The organism is Streptomyces sp. NPDC020996 (genome assembly GCF_040641355.1).
Taxonomy (GTDB): domain Bacteria; phylum Actinomycetota; class Actinomycetes; order Streptomycetales; family Streptomycetaceae; genus Streptomyces.
This window is the reverse complement of sequence record NZ_JBFADM010000051.1, coordinates 26,093-45,993: the sequence shown is the minus strand read 5'-3', so window position 1 is coordinate 45,993 and position 19,901 is coordinate 26,093. Positions and strand designations below refer to the sequence as shown.

Genomic DNA, 19,901 nt, shown 5'->3' with positions numbered 1-19,901 from the left:
TTCCGAGGGTGCATGTGCATGACCGTAGGGGGTCGCGTCGGCCGGGGGCCATCGGGCCGGAGCCCGTGTCAGGGGTAGGCCTGGCCCTACCCCAGGTCTCGTTCCGGCCGTACTGCGTCAGGAGGGCGGTCCGCGGTTTCGTGAAGGCACCGACGAGCCGAGGAGCAGGTGCTGGTGGCGGAACACATGACCCACGACGCGATCCGATTGCGGTCCGTGACCCGGCGGTACGAGGCGGGCGGCACGTCCGTCACCGCCCTCGACCGGGTGTCGCTCACCTTCCGGAGGGGGACCTTCACCGCCGTGATGGGCCCGTCCGGGTCCGGCAAGTCGACCCTGCTGCAGTGCGCCGCGGGCCTGGACCGGCCCACGTCGGGCTCGGTCACCTTGGGGGACACCGAGCTGACCACGCTGAGCGAGACCAGGCTGACCCTGCTGCGCCGCGAGCGCATCGGCTTCGTGTTCCAGGCGTTCAACCTGCTGTCCTCGCTGACCGCCGAGCAGAACGTGGCCCTGCCGCTGCGGCTGGCCGGCCGCCGCCCGAAGAAGGCCCAGGTGCGCGGGGTGCTCGAACAGGTCGGACTCGGCGACCGGGCGCGGCACCGGCCGGCGGAGATGTCCGGCGGCCAGCAGCAGCGGGTGGCGCTGGCCCGCGCCCTGATCACCCGCCCCGAAGTGCTGTTCAGCGACGAGCCGACCGGCGCGCTCGACTCCCGCACCGGCCGCGAGGTGCTGACCCTGCTGCGCGGCATGGCCGACCGGGACGGCCGGACGATCATCATGGTCACCCACGACCCGGTCGCCGCCTCCTACGCCGACCGCGTCGTCTTCCTCGTCGACGGCCGTGTCGACGGCGAGCTGACCGGCTCCTCCGCCGAGGAGATCGCGGCGCGCATCACCAAGCTCGAGGCGGCGCCGTGCTGAGCACCACGCTGCGTACCCTGCGCACCCGCTGGGTCACCTTCGCCGGCAGTTTCGTCGCCCTCTGCCTGGGCGTGGCGCTGATCGCCGTGATGGGACTGGCCCTGGCGTCCTCGCTGGACGCCCCCGGCCGGGGGCCGGAGCGGTTCGCCGCCGCGCCGGTCGTCGTCAGGGGGCAGGACACCCTCGACGTGCCCACCTGGAAGGGCCGCCGCACCCAGAGGCTCGCGCAGCCGCGCGCCGTGCCCGCCGCCGCGATCGCGAGGCTGCGCGGCCTCGGGCCCGTCGTCGAGGACCGGTCGTTCGCCGTGCGGGCCGACGGCGGGCCCGCCGATCTGGTCGGCCACCCCTGGTCCACCGCGGCCTTCGCGCCGTACGAGCTCGACGCCGGACGCGCGCCCGAGGCCGCGGACGAGGTCGTCGTCAGCGGTGACTGGGCCCGTCCCGGCGCCCGGGTGCGGACCGACCGCGGCACCGTACGCGTCGTCGGCACCGTGGCCGGGCTCGGCTTCGAGAACGCCGTCTTCTACACCGACGCCCGCGCCGCCGGACTGTCGCCGCGCAGCCTCCAGCTCGTGGTCGACGCCGATGCGGCGGCCGTGCGCGAGGCGGTACGCGGCAGCGCGGGCGTCCGGGTCCTCACCGGGGACGCGCGCCGGTACGCCGACGCCGACCCCGACCGGGACAGCGAGGCCCTCACCGCGATGAACGCCATGTTCGGCACGGCCGGCGGTGTCACCGGGTTCGTGTCGGTGTTCGTGGTGGCCTCGACCTTCGCGTTCGCGGTGGCCCAGCGACGCCGCGAGTTCGGACTGCTGCGCACCGCCGGGGCGACCCCGGGGCAGATCCGCCGCATGGTCGTCTCCGAGGCGCTCGTGGTCGGCGCGCTCGCCTCGGCCGCCGGCTGTGTGCTCGGCTCCTACGGGGCTCCGAAGCTCGCCGGGTGGGCGGTCGACGAGAGCCTCGCGCCCCGCTGGTTCAGCATCGGCGACCACACCTGGCCCTACCCCATGGCGTTCTCGACGGGCCTGCTCGTGGCCGTGTGCGGGGTGCTGGCCGCGTCCTGGCGGGCGGGGCGCACCGGTCCCGCCGAGGCACTGCGCGAGGCGTCCGTGGACACCCGGGCGATGACCTGGGGCCGCGGGCTGTCCGCAGCGGCCCTGCTGATCACCGCCGCGGTGACGTCGGCCCTGGCCCTGGTGACGGACCCGGGCGACCTGCTGCACCGCAAGGCGTATGTGAGCCGGCCGATGCTGCTGATCACCGGGGTGGCGCTGCTCGCGCCGGTGCTGGTGCCGCGACTGACCCGGCTGATCGCCTGGCTGCCGTCCCGGCTGCCCGGCGCGAGCGGGATGCTGGTGCGGGAGAACGCCGCGGCCGGGGTGCGCCGTACCGCCGCCGTCGCGGCGCCCGTGCTGGTCACGGTCGCGCTGGCGGGCTCGCTGCTGGGCGCCACCGCCACCCTCGACGAGGCGAAGGCCACCGAGGCGCGCGAGCGGACGGCCGCCGACTTCGTGGTCACTCCGGCGGGCGACGCCGGCTTCGACGAGGCGACGCTGAAGCGGCTCCGGGCCGTGTCCGGCGCCGAGGTCTCCGCGAGCTCGTCGAGCGCCGTGTACGTCCTGGAGGACGGCGTGGCGCTCATCAGGTCCGACGCCAGGGCCGTCGAGCCGGGACCGCTCGCGGCGACGGCGCGCCTCCCGCTCGCCGCGGGGAAGGTGAGCGACCTGGACGACGACTCGATCATCGTCAACGAGGAGTGGGAGAGGCACACCGTGGGCGAGCGGGTGGACGTGTGGCTCGGCGACGGCACGCGGAAGTCCCTGAAGATCGCCGCGGTCATGACCATCGGCACCGGCGACAACGGCGTGTACGTCACCCCGCGCAACGCCCCCGCGGCGCCCGTCGACCGGGTCGACGTACGCCTCGCGGACGGCGCCGGCACGGCCACCGTGGCCGCCGGTCTGCGCCAGGCGGTGCGGGCGTCGGGCGGGCAGGTCCGCACCAGGGACGCCTGGCTGCGGGCGACGCGCTCCGAGACCGGCCGGACGACCCGGACGGGCCTCTTCCTGGTCCTCGGGATCGCCCTGCTGTACACCGGCGTATCACTGGCGAACACGATGGTGATGGCGACCTCCGACCGGGTCCGCGAGCTGGCTGTGCTGCGGCTGGCCGGCGCCACCGGGTGGCAGGTGCTGTGGCTGGTGGGCGCCGAGGCGCTGATGGTGGTCGTGACCGGCGGGCTGCTGGGAGCGCTGGTCGCCGGCCTCGGCCTGGCGGGCCTGTGGAGCGCGCTGGGCCTGCTGTCGGTGCGGACGTCGATCGAGGTCCCGTGGGCGGCGCTCGCCGCGGTCCTGGGCGCCTGCGCGGTGATCGCCGTGGGCTCGGCGGTCGTGCCGGCCGGCCTCCGCCTGCGCCGCGGGGCGGTGGAGCCGGCGGGCGCACGCGAGTGACCTCCGGCCGGATCCGGCGGCCGCCCGGCTCCGGCGGCGGCCGACGGATCACCCGGCCGCGTGCCGTGCGGGCCCGCCCGCCCCGGTCGTACGCGCGGACGACGACCGGGGCGGGCCGCGGTCAGCCGCCGTACGCGCCCGAGGCGGTCAGGCGCAGGGCCGTGTCGATCAGGGGCACGTGGCTGAAGGCCTGCGGGAAGTTGCCGACCTGGCGCTGGCGGCGCGGGTCCCACTCCTCGGCGAGCAGACCGAGGTCGTTGCGCAGCGACAGCAGCTTCTCGAACAGCTTGCGGGCCTCGTCCACGCGGCCGATCATCGCGAGGTCGTCCGCCATCCAGAACGAGCAGGCCAGGAACGCGCCCTCGTCGCCGGGCAGGCCGTCGACGCCCTCGCTCTCGCCCTCGGTGGGGTAGCGCAGGATGAACCCGTCCGGGGTGGACAGCTCGCGCTGGATCGCCTCGATGGTGCCGATCACGCGCTTGTCGTCCGGCGGCAGGAAGCCCATCTGCGGGATCAGCAGCAGCGAGGCGTCCAGTTCCTTCGAGCCGTAGGACTGCGTGAAGGTGTTGCGCTCCTTGTCGTAGCCCTTCTCGCACACGTCCCGGTGGATGTCGTCGCGCAGCTCGCGCCAGCGCTCCAGCGGGCCGTCCGCGTCGCCGGACTCGATGAGCTTGATCGTGCGGTCGACGGCGACCCAGGCCATCACCTTGGAGTGCACGAAGTGGCGGCGCGGACCGCGCACCTCCCAGATGCCCTCGTCCGGCTCCTGCCAGTGCTTCTCCAGGTAGCGGATGAGCTTCAGCTGGAGCAGGGACGCGTAGTCGTTGCGGGCCAGGCCCGTCATGTGGGCCAGGTGCAGCGCCTCGGTGACCTCGCCGTACACGTCCAGCTGGAGCTGGTGCGCGGCGCCGTTGCCGACGCGCACCGGCGCGGAGTTCTCGTAGCCGGGCAGCCAGTCCAGCTCCGCCTCGCCCAGCTCCCGCTCGCCCGCGATGCCGTACATGATCTGCAGGTTGTCCGGGTCGCCGGCGACGGCCCGCAGCAGCCACTCGCGCCAGGCACGGGCCTCCTCGCGGTAACCGGTGCGCAGCAGCGAGGTCAGGGTGATGGCCGCGTCGCGCAGCCAGGTGTAGCGGTAGTCCCAGTTGCGGACGCCGCCGATGTCCTCGGGGAGGGAGGTCGTCGGCGCGGCGACGATGCCGCCGGTGGGGGCGTACGTCAGCGCCTTCAGCGTGATCAGCGAGCGGATCACGGCCTCGCGGTAGGGGCCGTGGTACGTGCAGTGCTCGACCCACTCGCGCCAGAAGTCCTCGGTGGCCTGGAGCGACTGCTCCGGCTCCGGCAGCGCGGGCGGCTGCTTGTGCGAGGGCTCCCAGGAGATCGTGAACGCGATCCGGTCACCCGGTGCGACGGTGAAGTCCGAGTACGTGGTGAGCCCCTTGCCGTACGTCTCGCACTCCGTGTCGTACCAGACGGAGTCCGGGCCGGCCACGGCGACCGTGCGCCCGTCGTGCCGGTGCACCCAGGGCACGACACGGCCGTAGGAGAAGCGCATCCGCAGCGCCGAGCGCATCGGGACCCGCCCCGTGACACCCTCCACGATCCGGATCAGCTGGGGGGCGCCCTCACGCGGGGGCATGAAATCGGTCACCCGGACCGTGCCGCGCGGGGTGTCCCACTCGGACTCCAGGATCAGCGAGTCGCCCCGGTAGCCGCGCCGGGCCGCCGCGGGGGGCTCGGCGTCGGAGGCGTGCGCGGGGCCGAGCCGCCAGAAGCCGTGCTCCTCGGTGCCCAGCAGGCCGGCGAAGATGGAGTGCGAGTCGAAGCGGGGCAGGCACAGCCAGTCCACTGTCCCGTCCCTGCAGACCAGCGCCGCTGTCTGCATGTCTCCGATGAGTGCGTAGTCTTCGATGCGCCCGGCCACGTGCAACTCCAGTCGAACGGCCACGTCGCCCCGGGAAGGGGCTGTCGCTAGTGCGGTCAAGGGGTCGTTGTATTGCGTCGTACTGCTTCGTATTGCGTCGTTGAGCGGTGAAGCGAAGCCGTCGTCCGGCTGTGTGGCAAAACGACGATTCGTGCTCAATGAACTGACGAGCTCTCGTTGTTCCGGTGAGTACGGGCGGGGGTGTGCCGTCTTACCCGGCCGGGCTCGGCAGCGAGTGTCCGAGCAGGATACGACGCACGTAGATGATCTGCGTGCCGCTCTCGGCAACCCGGGTCGGCCGAACGGGTGAGCAACGGGTGAGAAACCCGTGAGGGCGCGCGGGTCCGTGTCGACGCGTGCGCGGAGAGTGGCCGGGAGCCGTGGTGTTCCGGCGCTGATACCCTGGTAGCCCGTGGACCGGTGGGAGAAACCCCCCGAACCGCAGCGACGGCACCCCCGGAGATTCCCGGTCGGCAGCCGCACAGCACCCAGACCGCGACCACGGGAGCCCCCTCTTGGCCATGCCCGCTGCTTTCCGAAACAGCACAGCCACGACGACCAAGCACATCTTCGTCACCGGGGGTGTCGCCTCCTCGCTCGGGAAGGGTCTGACGGCCTCCAGCCTCGGCATGCTGCTCAAGGCGCGGGGCCTGCGCGTCGTGATGCAGAAGCTCGACCCGTACCTGAACGTCGACCCGGGCACGATGAACCCCTTCCAGCACGGTGAGGTGTTCGTCACCAACGACGGCGCCGAGACCGACCTGGACATCGGCCACTACGAGCGCTTCCTCGACCGCGACCTGGACGGCTCCGCCAACGTCACCACGGGCCAGGTCTACTCGACGGTGATCGCCAAGGAACGGCGCGGCGAGTACCTCGGCGACACCGTGCAGGTCATCCCGCACATCACCAACGAGATCAAGCACCGCATCCGCCGCATGGCGACGGACGAGGTCGACGTCGTGATCACCGAGGTCGGCGGCACGGTCGGCGACATCGAGTCCCTGCCGTTCCTGGAGACGGTGCGCCAGGTCCGCCACGAGGTGGGCCGCGACAACGTCTTCGTCGTCCACATCTCGCTGCTGCCCTACATCGGCCCCTCGGGCGAGCTGAAGACCAAGCCCACCCAGCACAGCGTGGCCGCGCTGCGGAACATCGGTATCCAGCCGGACGCCATCGTGCTGCGCTGCGACCGCGAGGTGCCGACCGCGATCAAGCGCAAGATCTCGCTGATGTGCGACGTCGACGAGGCCGCCGTGGTGGCCTGTCCCGACGCACGCTCGATCTACGACATCCCGAAGACCGTGCACGGCGAGGGCCTGGACGCCTACGTCGTCCGCAAGCTGGACCTGCCGTTCCGCGACGTGGACTGGACGACCTGGGACGACCTGCTCGACCGCGTCCACAACCCCGACCACGAGATCACCCTCGCCCTGGTCGGCAAGTACATCGACCTGCCCGACGCCTACCTGTCGGTCACCGAGGCGCTGCGCGCCGGCGGCTTCGCCAACCGGGCCCGCGTGAAGATCAAGTGGGTCACGTCCGACGACTGCAAGACCCCGGCGGGCGCCAAGGCGCAGCTCGCGGACGTCGACGGCGTGTGCATCCCCGGCGGCTTCGGCGACCGCGGCGTGCTGGGCAAGGTCGGCGCCATCCGCTACGCCCGCGAGAACCGGATCCCGCTGCTGGGCCTGTGCCTGGGCCTGCAGTGCATCGTGATCGAGGCCGCGCGCAACCTGGCCGACATCTCGGACGCCAACTCCACCGAGTTCGACCCGGCCACCGCCCACCCGGTGATCTCCACCATGGCCGAGCAGCTGGACATCGTCGCCGGCGAGGGCGACATGGGCGGCACCATGCGCCTGGGCATGTACCCGGCCAAGCTGGCCGAGGGCTCCATCGTGCGCGAGGTCTACGACGGCAAGGAGTACGTCGAGGAGCGCCACCGCCACCGGTACGAGGTGAACAACGCCTACCGCGCGGAGCTGGAGAAGAAGGCCGGCCTGCTGTTCTCGGGCACCTCGCCGGACGGCAAGCTCGTCGAGTACGTCGAGTACCCGCGCGACGTCCACCCCTACCTGGTCGCCACGCAGGCGCACCCCGAGCTGCGCTCGCGCCCGACCCGTCCGCACCCGCTGTTCGCCGGCCTCGTGAAGGCGGCCGTCGAGCGCCGGCGGGAAGCGGGCGAGCGGGGGAATTCGAAGTAGCACACCGGTTGTACGGTGGCCGGGGTGCTCACCTTCACCAGGTGAGCACCCCGGTTTTCGCTGTGCGTGTGGAAGGGCAGGGCATGACGATCAAGGACACCCCCGAGGAGTGGGAGATCCGGGCGACGGACACCCCCTTCACGGGCAACAAGACCTCCGTCCGCACCGACGACGTGGTCATGCCCGACGGAACGGTCGTCCACCGCGACTACCAGGTCCACCCCGGCTCGGTCGCCGTCCTCGCCCTCGACGAGGAGGACCGCGTGCTGGTCATCCGCCAGTACCGCCACCCGGTGCGCCACAAGCTGTGGGAGATCCCGGCGGGTCTGCTGGACGTGCCCGGCGAGAACCCGCTGAGCGCCGCCCAGCGCGAGCTGTACGAGGAGGCGCACGCCAAGGCCGGGGACTGGCGGGTCCTGACCGACGTCTACACCACCCCCGGCGGCTGTGACGAGGCGGTGCGGATCTTCCTCGCCCGCGACCTGTCCGCGGCCGACGGCGAGCGCTTCGAGGTCGAGCACGAAGAGGCCGACATGGAGATCTCCCGGGTGCCCGTGGCGGAACTGGTCCGGGGCGTGCTCGCGGGCGAGCTGCACAACAACTGTCTCGTCGTGGGCGTGCTCTCGCTGGTCGCCGCGCGGGGCGGGGACGGGCTGGACGCGCTGCGCCCGGCCGAGGCGCCCTGGCCGGCACGCCCCTTCGAGGCCTGAACGCGGGCCCGGACGCGCGCCGAGCGCGGGCCTGGACGCGGGGGCAGGCCTGGGCGCAGGCCGACCGTGGGCGCAGGCCGAATGCGGGCCTGACCGCGGGGGCAGGCCTGGGCGCAGGCCGACCTCGGGCGTAGGCCGAACGCGGGCCTGGACGCGGGCGCAGGCCTGGGCGCAGGCCGACCTCGGGCGTAGGCCGAGCGCGGGCCTGGACGCGGGGGCAGGCCTGGGCGCAGGCCGACCGTGGGCGCAGGCCGAACGCCGGCCTGACCGCGGGGGCAGGCCTGGGCACAGGCCGACCGCTGGCCTGACCGCAGCCGGCCCCGGAACCAGCCACGCAACCAGCCCCGCCGCCGCCCTCGTCGGTACGACCATCGCCTGATCCGATCGGGGGATCCGCCCGCCGCGCTCGTCACGGAACGTTGCAGAGCGTGAACTAGGCTCTGCACATGCCCGGACCGGGTCCCGGCGGGCTTGCGCGTGCGGTGGGACGGGAGTGTGGCCCGTGACGGATCAGGCGGTGGACACGGCCGGCGTACGGCTGTCGGAGCGCGCTGCCGAGGAGAGCCAATTCCTGGGCCGCGTCCGTGAGTTGAAGGAGCTGCGGGCCGACATCGAACGCGCGGGCCTGGACACCCTGGCCGGCCGCAAGGCCCCCCGCGCGCGCGTGCTGCTCATCGCCGGCCGGCCCGGCTCGGGCCGCACGGCGCTCGCCGAGGAACTCGTACGGCAGGTCGCGGACCGTTACCACGACGGGGTGCTGCGCGCCCGCCTGAGCGAGCCCGACGGCACCCCCGTGCCCGTCGGGCGGACCGCCCGCGAACTGCTCGCCGCCCTGGACCGGTCCGCCCCGCCCGGAGCCACCGAGGACGACCTGACCGACGCCCTGCGCACCGCCCTCGCCGACCGCCGGGCCCTGCTCCTGCTGGACGACGCGGCCGACGCCGAACAGGTCGACGCCCTCCTCCCGGACAACCCCGACTGCCTGGTCGTCGCCGTGTCCGGCGGCCCGCTCACCGGCATCTCCGACGTGCGCCCCTGCACCCTGGGCGGCCTGGACACCAAGTCCGCCATGGAACTGCTGACCCGGTACACCGGCTCCGTGCGCATCACCGTCGACCCCCTGGCCGCCGAGGGCCTCGTCGAGGAGTGCCAGGCCCAGCCCGCCGCGCTGCTGCTGGCCGGCGGCTGGCTGGCCGCCCGCCCCGAAGCCGCCGTCGCCGACCTCGCCAGGCAGCTGCGCGCCGAGGGCGCGGAGGCGACCCCGCTGAGCCGGGCCTTCCGGCTCGCCCGCGCCGCGCTGCCCGCCCCGGCCGCCCGGATCCTGCCGCTGCTCTCCCTCGCCCCGGCCGGCCTGGTCGACCCGCACACCGCCTCCGCGCTGGCCGGCTGCTCGGTGGGCGCCGCGCGCGCCGCCCTGGACGACTTCGTCGCCCGCGGTCTGCTGCGCGCGGTGGACTCGCCGCTGCCCCGGTACGAGGTGCCCGGCTGCCTTCACCCCCTGCTCCAGGCGCTCGCCGAGAGCCGGCACCGCCCCGGGGAACTGCAGCTGGCCCGCGCCCGGATGCTGGAGCGGACCGTGCGGCTGCTGCAGTCGTGCCGGGCGATCACCGAGACCGACAGCCTGGATGCGCGCGAGAAACTCCACGGCATGCCCCGCTCGCTGCGCTTCCCCAGCCCGCGGGCGGCCGAGGAGTGGCTGCGCGCCGGCAGGCCCGCCCTGCTGGCCCAGGCCCGCCTCGCGGTGGCCGACGGCGAGCTGGACACCCTCGCCCGCCGTCTGATGTCCCAGCTGGTCAGGACCATGATCGCGCACTTCGGCACGCAGGCCGCCGCGGCCGACCTGTACGGCGTCCACCGGCTCGTCCTCGACGTGGCCGAGCGGCGCGGCCTGCCCCGCGAGAAGGCCGCGGCGCTGCTGAACCTGGGCGACCTGGACGCCCGGACCGGTCGTACCGCCGAGGCGCTGGCACGCTACCGGGCAGCCCTGGACGCCGGACGCGAGGCGAACGACCCGTACGCGAGCGGCCGCGCGATGGAATCCGTAGGCGGCGCCCACCAGGAACTCGGTGACCACGACCGGGCCGCCGACTGGTTCGGCCGGGCTCTCGCCCAGCGCCTGGCCCGCGGCGAGCACGCGGACGCCGCCCGGCTGTACGGCCGTATCGCCGAGGCGCACACCTACGCGGGCCGCTACGGCGAGGCGCTGCGCAACTGGCGCGCGGCGGTCGCCGGGTACCGCAGGACCGGCGATGTGGCCGCCCAGGCTCGGGCGTTGAGCGAACTGGCGCGGGTCCAGGAGTACGCCGGGCGGCCCGCGGAGTCGCTGCAGACCTGTCACGAGGCGGTGGAGCTGGCGTACCGCGCCGGGGACGTGCGCCTGCAGGCCGCGCTGCAGCTGCGGCTCGCCGACACGATGGAGCACCTGGGCGATCCCGTGGCGGCCGGGGTGCACCGGAGCGCGGCCGACCGGCTGCTGGCGGAGGAGCCGGAGGAGCCGGAGGGGGCGCCGGAAGGGACCGGCCAGCCGAAACACGGCGCTGACGCCTGCGAAATCCGTAGTACATCCGCTGAAGATTGATGCAATGAAAGGCTAGACAGCGGGAACACCTTCATTAAACTGGCTTTGCCGCACCTTCTCCTGCGGTGTCTCCCGGTGTGCCGCGGCATGCCTGGGTATGTCTTGTAATGCACCACATCCCCCCTGAGCCAAGGACCGTGATCCACGTGAAGGTCGGCATCCCCCGCGAGGTCAAGAACAACGAGTTCCGGGTGGCCATCACACCCGCCGGCGTGCACGAGCTCGTGCGCAACGGGCACCAGGTCGTCGTCGAGCGCAACGCCGGTGTCGGCTCCTCGATCACGGACGACGAGTACGTCGCCGCCGGCGCGCAGATCCTCGACACCGCCGACGAGGTGTGGGCGACCGCCGACCTGCTGCTGAAGGTCAAGGAGCCGGTCGCCGAGGAGTACCACCGGCTGCGCAAGGACCAGACCCTCTTCACCTACCTGCACCTGGCCGCGTCCAGGGAGTGCACCGACGCCCTCCTGGAGTCCGGCACCACGGCCATCGCCTACGAGACCGTCGAGCTGCCCAACCGCGCCCTGCCGCTGCTCGCCCCGATGTCCGAGGTCGCGGGCCGGCTGGCCCCGCAGGTCGGCGCCTACCACCTGATGCGCGCCGGCGGCGGCCGCGGCGTGCTGCCCGGCGGCGTCCCGGGCGTGCCGGCCGGCAAGGCCGTCGTCATAGGCGGCGGCGTCTCCGGCTGGAACGCCGCGCAGATCGCCATCGGCCTGGGCTTCCACGTGACCCTGCTCGACAAGGACATCAACAAGCTCCGCGAGGCCGACAAGATCTTCGGCACGAAGATCCAGACCGTCGTCTCCAACGCCTTCGAGCTGGAGAAGGCCATCCTCGAGGCCGACCTCGTCGTCGGCGCCGTGCTCATCCCGGGCGCCAAGGCCCCGAAGCTGGTCACCAACGAGCTGGTCTCCCGCATGAAGCCCGGAAGTGTCCTTGTCGACATCGCGATCGACCAGGGCGGCTGCTTCGAGGACTCCCGTCCGACCACGCACGCGGAGCCGACCTTCCCGGTCCACGGCTCGGTCTTCTACTGCGTCGCCAACATGCCCGGCGCGGTGCCCAACACCTCCACCTACGCGCTGACCAACGCGACGCTGCCGTACATCGTCGAACTCGCCAACCGTGGCTGGGTGGAGGCGCTGCGCCGCGACCCCGCGCTGGCCAAGGGTCTCAACACCCATGACGGCAAGGTGGTTTACCGCGAGGTCGCCGAGGCACACGGTCTGGAGCACGTGGAGCTGGAGTCGCTGCTCGGCTGATCCGGGGCCAAGTCACCTTTTCATAAAGGCGATACGTCAACAAGACGCGTCAACCACGCACTCGCGGCCGGACCTTGCCCGACAAGGTCCGGCCGGATGTGTGTATGGTCACTTCGCGGCTCTCGGCCAACTCGCCTCGAACGTGACTCTTCGGTCGATTCGCGCGCCGGCGGGACCTGCCGTGCGACGGCCGTACGCCCTTGACAGAGGGATGTTTCATTGCCGACACATCCTGCCGGGTCCGGTGGATTGTGTTGCTGCGGACGCCCGACACGCCATAGAGTCGCCAATCGTCGGCATGGTGCCACGCTGACCTTGTCTAGAAGTTTCCTGGTCACCAAGGAGGTAAGACGACTTGTGAATGAGTCGACATTTTCTCCCGGGGGTGGTCAACCAGGAATGCCTGTCCGGGGCCAGGGCGGCCCCGCGGGATTCGAGGCTGTCGGCTCCGTCGCTGTGCGCACCTTCGCAGCCCACCAGAGTCACCACGCAAGCGTGACTCAGCCAGCACACCAGAGCATGGATGGCCATCACGTGAACGCCATGGCCGGCGACGGAAGTGGCGCGCCCCACAACCACTTCGCCGACTACGACGAACTGCCCGACGGGCACTTCTACGACCCCGACGCCGAGTACGAGCCCGACCCGGAGTACGCGGCCACGCTCGCGCCCGACGCCGCCCGCCAGCGCCGCGAGCGCATCGGCCCGACCGGGCGCCCGCTGCCGTACTTCCCGATCCCGGGTCCGCTGACCAGCCACGGCCCCGCGACGATCATCGCGATGTGCAACCAGAAGGGCGGCGTCGGCAAGACCACGTCGACCATCAACCTGGGTGCCGCGCTCGCGGAGTACGGCCGGCGTGTGCTGCTCGTGGACTTCGACCCGCAGGGCGCGCTGTCGGTGGGTCTCGGCGTCAACCCGATGGAGCTCGACCTCACCGTCTACAACCTGCTCATGGAGCGGGGCATGGCGGCCGACGAGGTCCTCCTGAAGACGGCGGTTCCGAACATGGACCTGCTGCCCAGCAACATCGACCTGTCGGCGGCGGAGGTCCAGCTGGTCTCCGAGGTCGCGCGCGAGTCCACGCTCCAGCGCGCCCTGAAGCCGCTGATGGCCGACTACGACTACATCGTGATCGACTGCCAGCCCTCGCTCGGCCTGCTCACCGTGAACGCGCTGACCGCCGCGCACAAGGTGATCGTGCCGCTCGAGTGCGAGTTCTTCGCGCTGCGCGGCGTCGCCCTGCTGACAGAGACCATCGAGAAGGTCCAGGAGCGGCTCAACCCGGAGCTGGAGCTCGACGGGATCCTCGCCACGATGTACGACTCGCGCACGGTGCACAGCCGCGAGGTGCTCGCGCGTGTCGTCGAGGCGTTCGACGACCACGTCTACCACACGGTCATCGGCCGCACGGTCCGCTTCCCGGAGACCACGGTCGCCGGTGAGCCGATCACCACGTACGCCTCGAACTCCGTCGGTGCCGCCGCCTACCGCCAGCTCGCCAGGGAGGTGCTCGCCCGGTGTCACGCCGAGTGAGTCTGCCGGGGGCCGACGAACTCTTCCGTACGACAGGGGGAACGGCGCTCCAGCCGTCCAGCCCGCGGCGGGCCAACGGCGAGGCCCGCGTGCCCGCTCCCGCGGGGGAGAGCGACGGCATCGCGGCCGCGGAGGACGCGCCGCAGTCGGTGCCCGCGCAGGGCGGTGACGGCGACGGCGCGGAGCACGTGGCGGTGGAGCCGGAGCCGGCCGACGCGGGGCAGTCCCGCAGCCGGGGCACGGAGCGCCCCGAACGCCGTCAGCAGGGCCAGCAGGGCCAGCAGACGCAGGAAGGTTCTGCCCCGGGCGCCGCGGCGGCCGCGGGCGCCCAGCCGCGCAAGCGCGGGCGGGCGGCGGCGCGGCGGCCCAGCGGGCGGGAGAGGCACGACGAGAAGATCACCGTCTACGTCTCCGCCGAGGAACTGATGGACCTCGAGCACGCGCGTCTGGTGCTGCGGGGCGAGCACGGGCTGGCCGTCGACCGCGGGCGCATCGTGCGCGAGGCGGTCGCCGTGGTGCTGGCCGACCTGGAGTCCCGCGGGGACGCGAGCATCCTCGTACGCCGGCTGCGTGGACGGTAGCGGTAGCCTGCGGAGGCCATGACCTCCAGCGACGCTCCCGTCCCCGGCGCATCCGCCGGCCGTCGGCGCGCGCTGGGCAGAGGCCCCGGGGTGCCGCCGGCCGCTCCGCCGGCCGAGCGTACGACGCCCGTGGCGGACCCGGAGCCCACGGCGCCCGGGGCGCCCGTGGCCGAGCCACCGGCAGGCGCGGAGCCGACGCCCGCGGAGCCGGTGACTGCGGAGCCGGCGCCCGAGGCCGTCGTTCCGGAAGCCGTCGTTCCGGAGCCGGAAGCCGAGCCCGAGCACCAGCCTGAGAACGAGCCCGAGCACGAGCCGGAACCCGAGCACGAGCCGGAACCCGTGCGAGACGGGGTGACCGGTGACTCCGGGACGACCGGTGGATCCGAGGCGTCCGGCGACGGCGTCTTCAAGGTCCGGCTCGCCAACTTCGAGGGGCCCTTCGACCTCCTCCTCCAGCTCATCTCGAAGCACAAGCTGGACGTCACCGAGGTGGCGCTGTCGAAGGTGACCGACGAGTTCATGGCCCACATCCGGGCGCTGGGCCCGGACTGGGACCTGGACGAGACGACCGAGTTCCTGGTGGTCGCCGCCACGCTGCTCGACCTCAAGGCGGCCCGGCTGCTGCCCGCCGCCGAGGTGGAGGACGAGGCGGACCTGGCGCTGCTGGAGGCGCGGGACCTGCTGTTCGCGCGGCTGCTCCAGTACCGCGCCTACAAGCAGATCGCCGACATCTTCAGCCACCGCCTCGACCAGGAGGCCCGCCGCCACCCCCGTACCGTCGGCCTCGAACCGCACCACGCCGAGCTGCTGCCCGAGGTGGTCATCAGCATCGGCGCGGAAGGGTTCGCCCGGCTCGCGGTCAAGGCGATGCAGCCCAGGCCGAAGCCGCAGGTGTACGTCGACCACATCCACGCGCCGCTGGTGAGCGTGCAGGAGCAGGCCGGCATCGTCGTCGCCCGGCTCAGGGAGCTCGGCGAGGCCAGCTTCCGCACCCTGGTCGAGGACACCGACGACACGCTGACCGTCGTGGCCCGCTTCCTGGCGCTGCTGGAGCTGTACCGCGAGAAGGCGGTGGCCCTGGACCAGGAGGCGGCCCTGGGGGAGCTGACCGTGCGCTGGACCGGCGGCGAGGGGGACGCCCGGCCGATGGTGACCGACGAGTTCGACCGGCCGCCCGAGCGGCCCGAGGAGGACAAGGCGTGAGTGAGGAGACCACCGACGTTCCGGCCGGGCTGCGCACGGTCGCCGACCTCGGCCTCAAGCCCGCCCTGGAGGCGGTCCTGATGGTCGTGGACGAGCCCGCGACCGAGGAGCACCTGGCCCGGATCCTGGAACGGCCGCGCCGGCAGATCGCGGCCGCGCTGCGCGAACTGGCCGACGAGTACACCGCCCAGGGCCGCGGCTTCGAGCTGCGGCTGATCGCGGGCGGCTGGCGGTTCTACACCCGCCCCGAGTACGCGGCGGCCGTCGAGCGCTTCGTCCTCGACGGCCAGCAGGCCCGGCTGACCCAGGCCGCCCTGGAGACCCTCGCGGTGGTCGCCTACCGGCAGCCGGTGAGCCGCAGCCGCGTCTCGGCCGTACGAGGAGTCAACTGCGACGGTGTCATGCGCACCCTCCTGCAGCGCGGTCTGGTCGAGGAGGCGGGCACCGAACCCGAAACAGGTGCGATCCTGTACAGGACGACGAACTACTTCCTGGAGCGGATGGGCCTGCGCGGCCTGGACGAACTCCCGGAGCTCGCGCCCTTCCTCCCGGAGGCGGAGGCGATCGAGGCCGAGACCCAGGAGGGTGTGCCGTCGTTCGATCCGGACGCTCCGGACTCCGAGGACGCAGACGACAAGACGGAACTTTGATGCGAAGCAGCAGCGGCAGGAACAGCAGCGGAAACAACGGCGGGAGCCGTGGTGGCAACAGCGGCGGCCGCGGCGGGAGCAGCGGTGGCCGCGGTAACTACCGCGGCGCCGGGAACGCCCGCGACGACAAGCAGGGCGGCCGGCCGAAGAAGCCGCGCCCGGAGGAGCGGCGCTACGACGTGGGACCCGGCGCCACCCAGGACGGCCCGAAGTCGGGCCGTGGCGCCTCGGCGCGCGGCGGCGCCAAGGGCGGCCCCAGGCAGGGCCAGGGCACCGGGCGCGGCCGCACGGCTCCGGCGAGTTCCCGTGAGTACGACGCCCGCGCCGAGGAGCGCAACCGGGAGCGGTACGCGGGCCGGAAGGACATCAAGCTCCCCAAGACCTTCCCGGGCGCCGAGCAGGAGGGCGAGCGGCTGCAGAAGGTCCTCGCGCGCGCGGGCTACGGCTCCCGGCGCGCCTGCGAGGAGCTGATCGAGCAGGCCCGGGTCGAGGTCAACGGCGAGATCGTCACCGAGCAGGGCAAGCGGGTCGACCCGGAGAAGGACGAGGTGAAGGTCGACGGGCTGACGGTCGCGACGCAGTCGTACCAGTTCTTCTCGCTGAACAAGCCTGCGGGCGTGGTGTCCACGATGGAGGACCCCGAAGGCCGTCAGTGCCTCGGCGACTACGTCACCAACCGGGAGACCCGGCTGTTCCACGTGGGCCGTCTCGACACCGAGACCGAGGGTGTGATCCTGCTCACCAACCACGGCGAGCTGGCGCACCGGCTGACGCACCCCAAGTACGGCGTGAAGAAGACCTACCTCGCGCACATCGTCGGACCGATCCCGCGGGACCTCGGCAAGCGCCTGAAGGACGGCATCCAGTTGGAGGACGGGTACGCGCGCGCGGACCACTTCCGGGTCGTCGAGCAGACCGGCAAGAACTACCTGGTCGAGGTGACCCTGCACGAGGGCCGCAAGCACATCGTGCGCCGCATGCTCGCCGAGGCCGGCTTCCCGGTCGACAAGCTGGTGCGCACGGCCTTCGGCCCGATCACCCTGGGCGACCAGAAGTCGGGCTGGCTGCGCCGGCTGTCGAACACGGAGGTCGGCATGCTGATGAAGGAAGTCGACCTGTAGGGGCGTCTCGCACCGCGCAACGCCGCGCTCACCCCGCCGGGGAGCGCGGCGCCGCCGTGCCGAGGAGGTGCTGCATGGTTTTCGCGGCCCGGACCGCTGCCGTGCCGCAGCAGTTGTTGAACAGGACGTGGAGCCGGTCGACCCGGGCCGCCAGGGCGTGCAGGCGGGGCAGCCACTCGGAGAGTTCGGGCTCGGAGTAGTCGTGGCGGAAGCGGTCCTCCTTGCCGCCCGTGCCCCAGGCGGGGCTGCGTCCGTGGAAGCGGACGACGGACAGACGAGGGCAGGTGACCGGGGTGACCGGCGGGACGGAGCCGGGCAGGGACCGGGCCATGTCGACGGCCACGGCCGTCATGCCGTACCGCGTGAGCAGCGCGCGCGTCGCCCCGGCCCACTCCGGGCTCCACCACCCGGGGTGCCGGAACTCCACGGAGACGGGCCAGCCGGCGGTCCGCTCGGCGCACTCCCGCAGGAACGCCCCGGCCCGTCCGCCCGGCCGGAACCACGGTGGAAACTGGAAGAGCACGCTGCCGAGCCGCCCCGCCGCGCGGAGCGGCTCGATCCCCTCGGTGAACCGGGCCCACACCTCGTCCAGCACCTTCGGGTCGCGATGCTCGGCGGGCAGCCCGTCGGGCATCGCCGAGTCCCGCGTCGGGTGCCCGGTCAGCAGCGAGAAGGCCTTCATGTCGAAGACGAAGCCCTCCGGCGTCCGCTCGGCCCACAGGCGGCTGTTGCGCGCGCCGGGCAGCGCGTAGTACGCCGAGTCGACCTCCACGACCGGGAACCGCTCGGCGTAGTACCGCAGCCGTCCCTCGGCGTCCCGCCGCCCCGCCGGATACCAGCCGCTGCCGACCAGCGCCCGGTCCGTCCAGGAACACGTGCCCACCAGGATCTCGCCCATCCCGTGCGGTTACCCGGCGAGGGGTTGTGGAAGCGCCCGTCCATATTTATAGTCGAGATGACCATTAAGAGGGTGGGTGCGCATGGACTCCGGCGCGGACAAGTCCGGCAAAGGTGCGGCGGGCTACGACAAGTACGCCTATGAACCCTTCGCCGTCACCGTCGACCTCGCCGTCCTCACCCTGCGCTCCGGCGCCCTGCACGTGCTGCTCGTCGAGCGCGGACAGGAGCCGTACGCCGGTCACTGGGCGCTGCCCGGCGGCTTCGTCGAGCCGGACGAGTCCGCCGAGACGGCCGCCCGGCGCGAACTCGCCGAGGAGACCGGCCTTCAGGACGTCACCGGGCTGCACCTGGAGCAGCTGCGCACGTACAGCGAACCCGGCCGCGACCCCCGCATGCGGGTCGTGTCGGTCGCCTTCACCGCCCTGCTGCCCGACGCCCCCGAACCGCGGGCGGGCAGCGACGCGGCGCGGGCGAGCTGGCTGCCGTACGACTCGGCGGGCCCCCTCGCCTTCGACCACGACCGGATCCTGGCCGACGCCCACGAACGCGTCGGCGCCAAGCTCGAGTACACCTGCCTCGCCACCGCCTTCTGCCCGCCCGAATTCACGCTCGGCGAGCTCCAGCAGGTCTACGAGACGGTGTGGGGCACCGCCCTCGACCGCCCCAACTTCCGCCGCAAGGTGCTGGCCACGCCCGGCTTCGTCGAACCCGTCCCCGGCGCCGCCCGGTTGACCGGCGGCCGCGGCAAACCGGCCGCGCTGTACCGCGCCGGCCCGGCCACCGCCCTGTACCCGCCCCTGCTCCGACCGTCCCGGGAAGGAAACACCGAATGAGCGACTGGACCGTCCACAAGCGCGCCGCCTCCGGTTCGTTGACCGGCCTCGCCCTCGGGGACGCCCTCGGTTTCCCCACCGAGTTCAACGACGTGCCGTCGATCCTCGCCAAGTTCGGGCCGTGGCGGGAGCTGGCACTGCCGCGCCCGGCCGTCGTCTCCGACGACACCCAGATGACGCTGGCGCTCGGCCGCGGACTCAGGACCGCCACGGACCGCGGGGTGCTGGCACCGAAGCGGCTGGAGCGGCCGCTGCGCGAGGAGTTCGTGGACTGGTACCAGTCGCCGGAGAACAACCGGGCCCCGGGAAACACCTGCTTGCGCGCGTGCAGCCTGCTGAAGGAGGAGGGCCGGCCCTGGCAGGACGCCAGCCAGATCGACTCCAAGGGCTGCGGCGCCAACATGCGAGTGGCGCCGGTCGGGCTGGCGCCCGGCCTGAGCGACGACCAGCGGGCCGGCGCGGCCCAGTTGCAGGCCGCGCTCACGCACGGGCACCCCACGGCCCTGGCCGCCTCCGACCTCACCGCCCACGCCGTGCGCCTCCTCGCGCAGGGCGCCGAACCGACCGGCCTCGTCGGCCTGCTGCGGTCCTACGCCCATGACAACCGCACCCGCTACCACCACGAGTGGCTCGGCGACCTGTGGACCCGGGCCGGCGACCCCAGCCCCGAGCGCTTCATCGCGCGCGGCTGGGACGAGTGCCTGGAGATCCTCGTCCGTCTTCAGGACGCCGTGCGCACCGTCTCGCCCGAGACCGACCCGTGCCTGGCCACCGGCGCGGGCTGGATCGCCGAGGAGGCCCTGGCGACGGGCCTGCTGTGTTTCCTCCTCTTCGTCGACGAGCCGGTGACCGCCATCCGCCGGGCCGCCTGCACCTCCGGCGACTCCGACTCCATCGCCTGCCTCACCGGCGCTTTCGCGGGCGCGTACCGCGGGGCGGACGCCTGGCCCACGGAATGGGCGGACCGCATCGAGTACCGGAGCGACCTGACGACCCTCGGGGCACTCTGGGACGCTTGAGCG

Annotated in this window: 15 protein-coding genes; 13 read left to right on the top strand and 2 right to left on the bottom strand. The window is 72.8% G+C overall.

Annotated features, from left to right (window positions below; translation table 11 throughout):
* Positions 1-186 precede the first annotated feature (186 nt).
* Both AB0G63_RS28755 and AB0G63_RS28750 read left to right on the top strand, forming a co-directional pair.
* Complete coding sequence (locus AB0G63_RS28755; protein ID WP_360755958.1) at positions 187-924, top strand: ABC transporter ATP-binding protein; 738 nt, start codon at positions 187-189, stop codon at positions 922-924.
* On the top strand, positions 918-3,374 hold the full coding sequence (locus AB0G63_RS28750) for an ABC transporter permease (protein WP_360755916.1): 2,457 nt from the start codon (positions 918-920) through the stop codon (positions 3,372-3,374). Before AB0G63_RS28755 ends, AB0G63_RS28750 begins: the two co-directional genes overlap by 7 nt.
* A gap of 121 nt (positions 3,375-3,495) precedes the next feature.
* Here the strand turns inward: AB0G63_RS28750 and AB0G63_RS28745 are convergent, their stop codons facing one another.
* The gene (locus AB0G63_RS28745) at positions 3,496-5,298 is read right to left on the bottom strand and encodes a glycoside hydrolase family 15 protein (protein WP_360755912.1); all 1,803 of its coding nucleotides are present in this window, start codon (positions 5,296-5,298) and stop codon (positions 3,496-3,498) included.
* A 521-nt stretch (positions 5,299-5,819) separates the two neighbouring features.
* On the opposite strand from AB0G63_RS28745, the gene AB0G63_RS28740 reads away from it, so the two are divergent.
* The 9 genes from AB0G63_RS28740 (at position 5,820) to AB0G63_RS28700 (ending at position 17,146) form a co-directional block, all read left to right on the top strand.
* A complete protein-coding gene (locus AB0G63_RS28740) occupies positions 5,820-7,505 on the top strand; it encodes a CTP synthase (RefSeq protein ID WP_360755910.1) in 1,686 nt (561 codons plus the stop codon).
* Positions 7,506-7,588: 83 nt separating this feature from the next.
* Entirely contained in the window at positions 7,589-8,215 is a 627-nt protein-coding gene (locus AB0G63_RS28735) for an NUDIX hydrolase (protein ID WP_360755908.1), read from the top strand.
* 502 nt (positions 8,216-8,717) lie between these two features.
* Positions 8,718-10,793: a tetratricopeptide repeat protein gene (locus tag AB0G63_RS28730; protein WP_360755905.1), complete on the top strand. Its 2,076-nt coding sequence runs from the start codon at positions 8,718-8,720 to the stop codon at positions 10,791-10,793.
* 137 nt (positions 10,794-10,930) lie between these two features.
* Positions 10,931-12,055: an alanine dehydrogenase gene (gene ald / locus AB0G63_RS28725; RefSeq protein ID WP_324785734.1), complete on the top strand. Its 1,125-nt coding sequence runs from the start codon at positions 10,931-10,933 to the stop codon at positions 12,053-12,055.
* A gap of 399 nt (positions 12,056-12,454) precedes the next feature.
* Positions 12,455-13,591 carry a ParA family protein gene (locus tag AB0G63_RS28720; RefSeq protein ID WP_360755903.1) on the top strand — a complete coding sequence of 379 codons (1,137 nt, stop codon included), beginning with the start codon at positions 12,455-12,457 and terminating at the stop codon, positions 13,589-13,591.
* On the top strand, positions 13,576-14,172 hold the full coding sequence (locus AB0G63_RS28715) for a hypothetical protein (RefSeq protein ID WP_360755900.1): 597 nt from the start codon (positions 13,576-13,578) through the stop codon (positions 14,170-14,172). The genes AB0G63_RS28720 and AB0G63_RS28715 overlap by 16 nt, the downstream gene beginning before the upstream one ends.
* A gap of 18 nt (positions 14,173-14,190) precedes the next feature.
* The gene (locus tag AB0G63_RS28710; protein ID WP_360755897.1) at positions 14,191-15,375 is read left to right on the top strand and encodes a segregation/condensation protein A; all 1,185 of its coding nucleotides are present in this window, start codon (positions 14,191-14,193) and stop codon (positions 15,373-15,375) included.
* Positions 15,372-16,025, top strand: coding sequence for an SMC-Scp complex subunit ScpB (gene scpB / locus AB0G63_RS28705; RefSeq protein WP_360755894.1), 654 nt, complete (start codon positions 15,372-15,374; stop codon positions 16,023-16,025). Before AB0G63_RS28710 ends, scpB begins: the two co-directional genes overlap by 4 nt.
* A complete protein-coding gene (locus AB0G63_RS28700; RefSeq protein ID WP_360755891.1) occupies positions 16,025-17,146 on the top strand; it encodes a pseudouridine synthase in 1,122 nt (373 codons plus the stop codon). The genes scpB and AB0G63_RS28700 overlap by 1 nt, the downstream gene beginning before the upstream one ends.
* 28 nt (positions 17,147-17,174) lie before the next feature.
* On the opposite strand, the gene AB0G63_RS28695 is transcribed toward AB0G63_RS28700, so the two are convergent.
* Positions 17,175-18,044 (bottom strand): DUF72 domain-containing protein, encoded by an 870-nt coding sequence (locus tag AB0G63_RS28695; protein WP_360755889.1) that lies wholly within the window; start codon positions 18,042-18,044, stop codon positions 17,175-17,177.
* An 82-nt stretch (positions 18,045-18,126) separates the two neighbouring features.
* On the opposite strand from AB0G63_RS28695, the gene AB0G63_RS28690 reads away from it, so the two are divergent.
* The gene (locus tag AB0G63_RS28690; protein WP_360755886.1) at positions 18,127-18,879 is read left to right on the top strand and encodes an NUDIX domain-containing protein; all 753 of its coding nucleotides are present in this window, start codon (positions 18,127-18,129) and stop codon (positions 18,877-18,879) included.
* Positions 18,876-19,898, top strand: a complete 1,023-nt coding sequence (locus AB0G63_RS28685; protein WP_360755884.1) for an ADP-ribosylglycohydrolase family protein — start codon at positions 18,876-18,878, stop codon at positions 19,896-19,898. The genes AB0G63_RS28690 and AB0G63_RS28685 overlap by 4 nt, the downstream gene beginning before the upstream one ends.
* Positions 19,899-19,901: the final 3 nt, after the last annotated feature.

Excerpts from the sequence above, each read along its gene's own strand:
- AB0G63_RS28755 (WP_360755958.1), top strand. The coding sequence starts at position 187 with ATGACCCACGACGCGATCCGATTGCGGTCCGTGACCCGGCGGTACGAG.
- AB0G63_RS28740 (WP_360755910.1), top strand. The coding sequence starts at position 5,820 with ATGCCCGCTGCTTTCCGAAACAGCACAGCCACGACGACCAAGCACATC.
- AB0G63_RS28735 (WP_360755908.1), top strand. The coding sequence starts at position 7,589 with ATGACGATCAAGGACACCCCCGAGGAGTGGGAGATCCGGGCGACGGAC.
- AB0G63_RS28720 (WP_360755903.1), top strand. The coding sequence starts at position 12,455 with ATGCCTGTCCGGGGCCAGGGCGGCCCCGCGGGATTCGAGGCTGTCGGC.
- AB0G63_RS28710 (WP_360755897.1), top strand. The coding sequence starts at position 14,191 with ATGACCTCCAGCGACGCTCCCGTCCCCGGCGCATCCGCCGGCCGTCGG.
- AB0G63_RS28700 (WP_360755891.1), top strand. The coding sequence starts at position 16,025 with ATGCGAAGCAGCAGCGGCAGGAACAGCAGCGGAAACAACGGCGGGAGC.
- AB0G63_RS28695 (WP_360755889.1), bottom strand. The coding sequence starts at position 18,044 with ATGGGCGAGATCCTGGTGGGCACGTGTTCCTGGACGGACCGGGCGCTG.
- AB0G63_RS28690 (WP_360755886.1), top strand. The coding sequence starts at position 18,127 with ATGGACTCCGGCGCGGACAAGTCCGGCAAAGGTGCGGCGGGCTACGAC.
- AB0G63_RS28685 (WP_360755884.1), top strand. The coding sequence starts at position 18,876 with ATGAGCGACTGGACCGTCCACAAGCGCGCCGCCTCCGGTTCGTTGACC.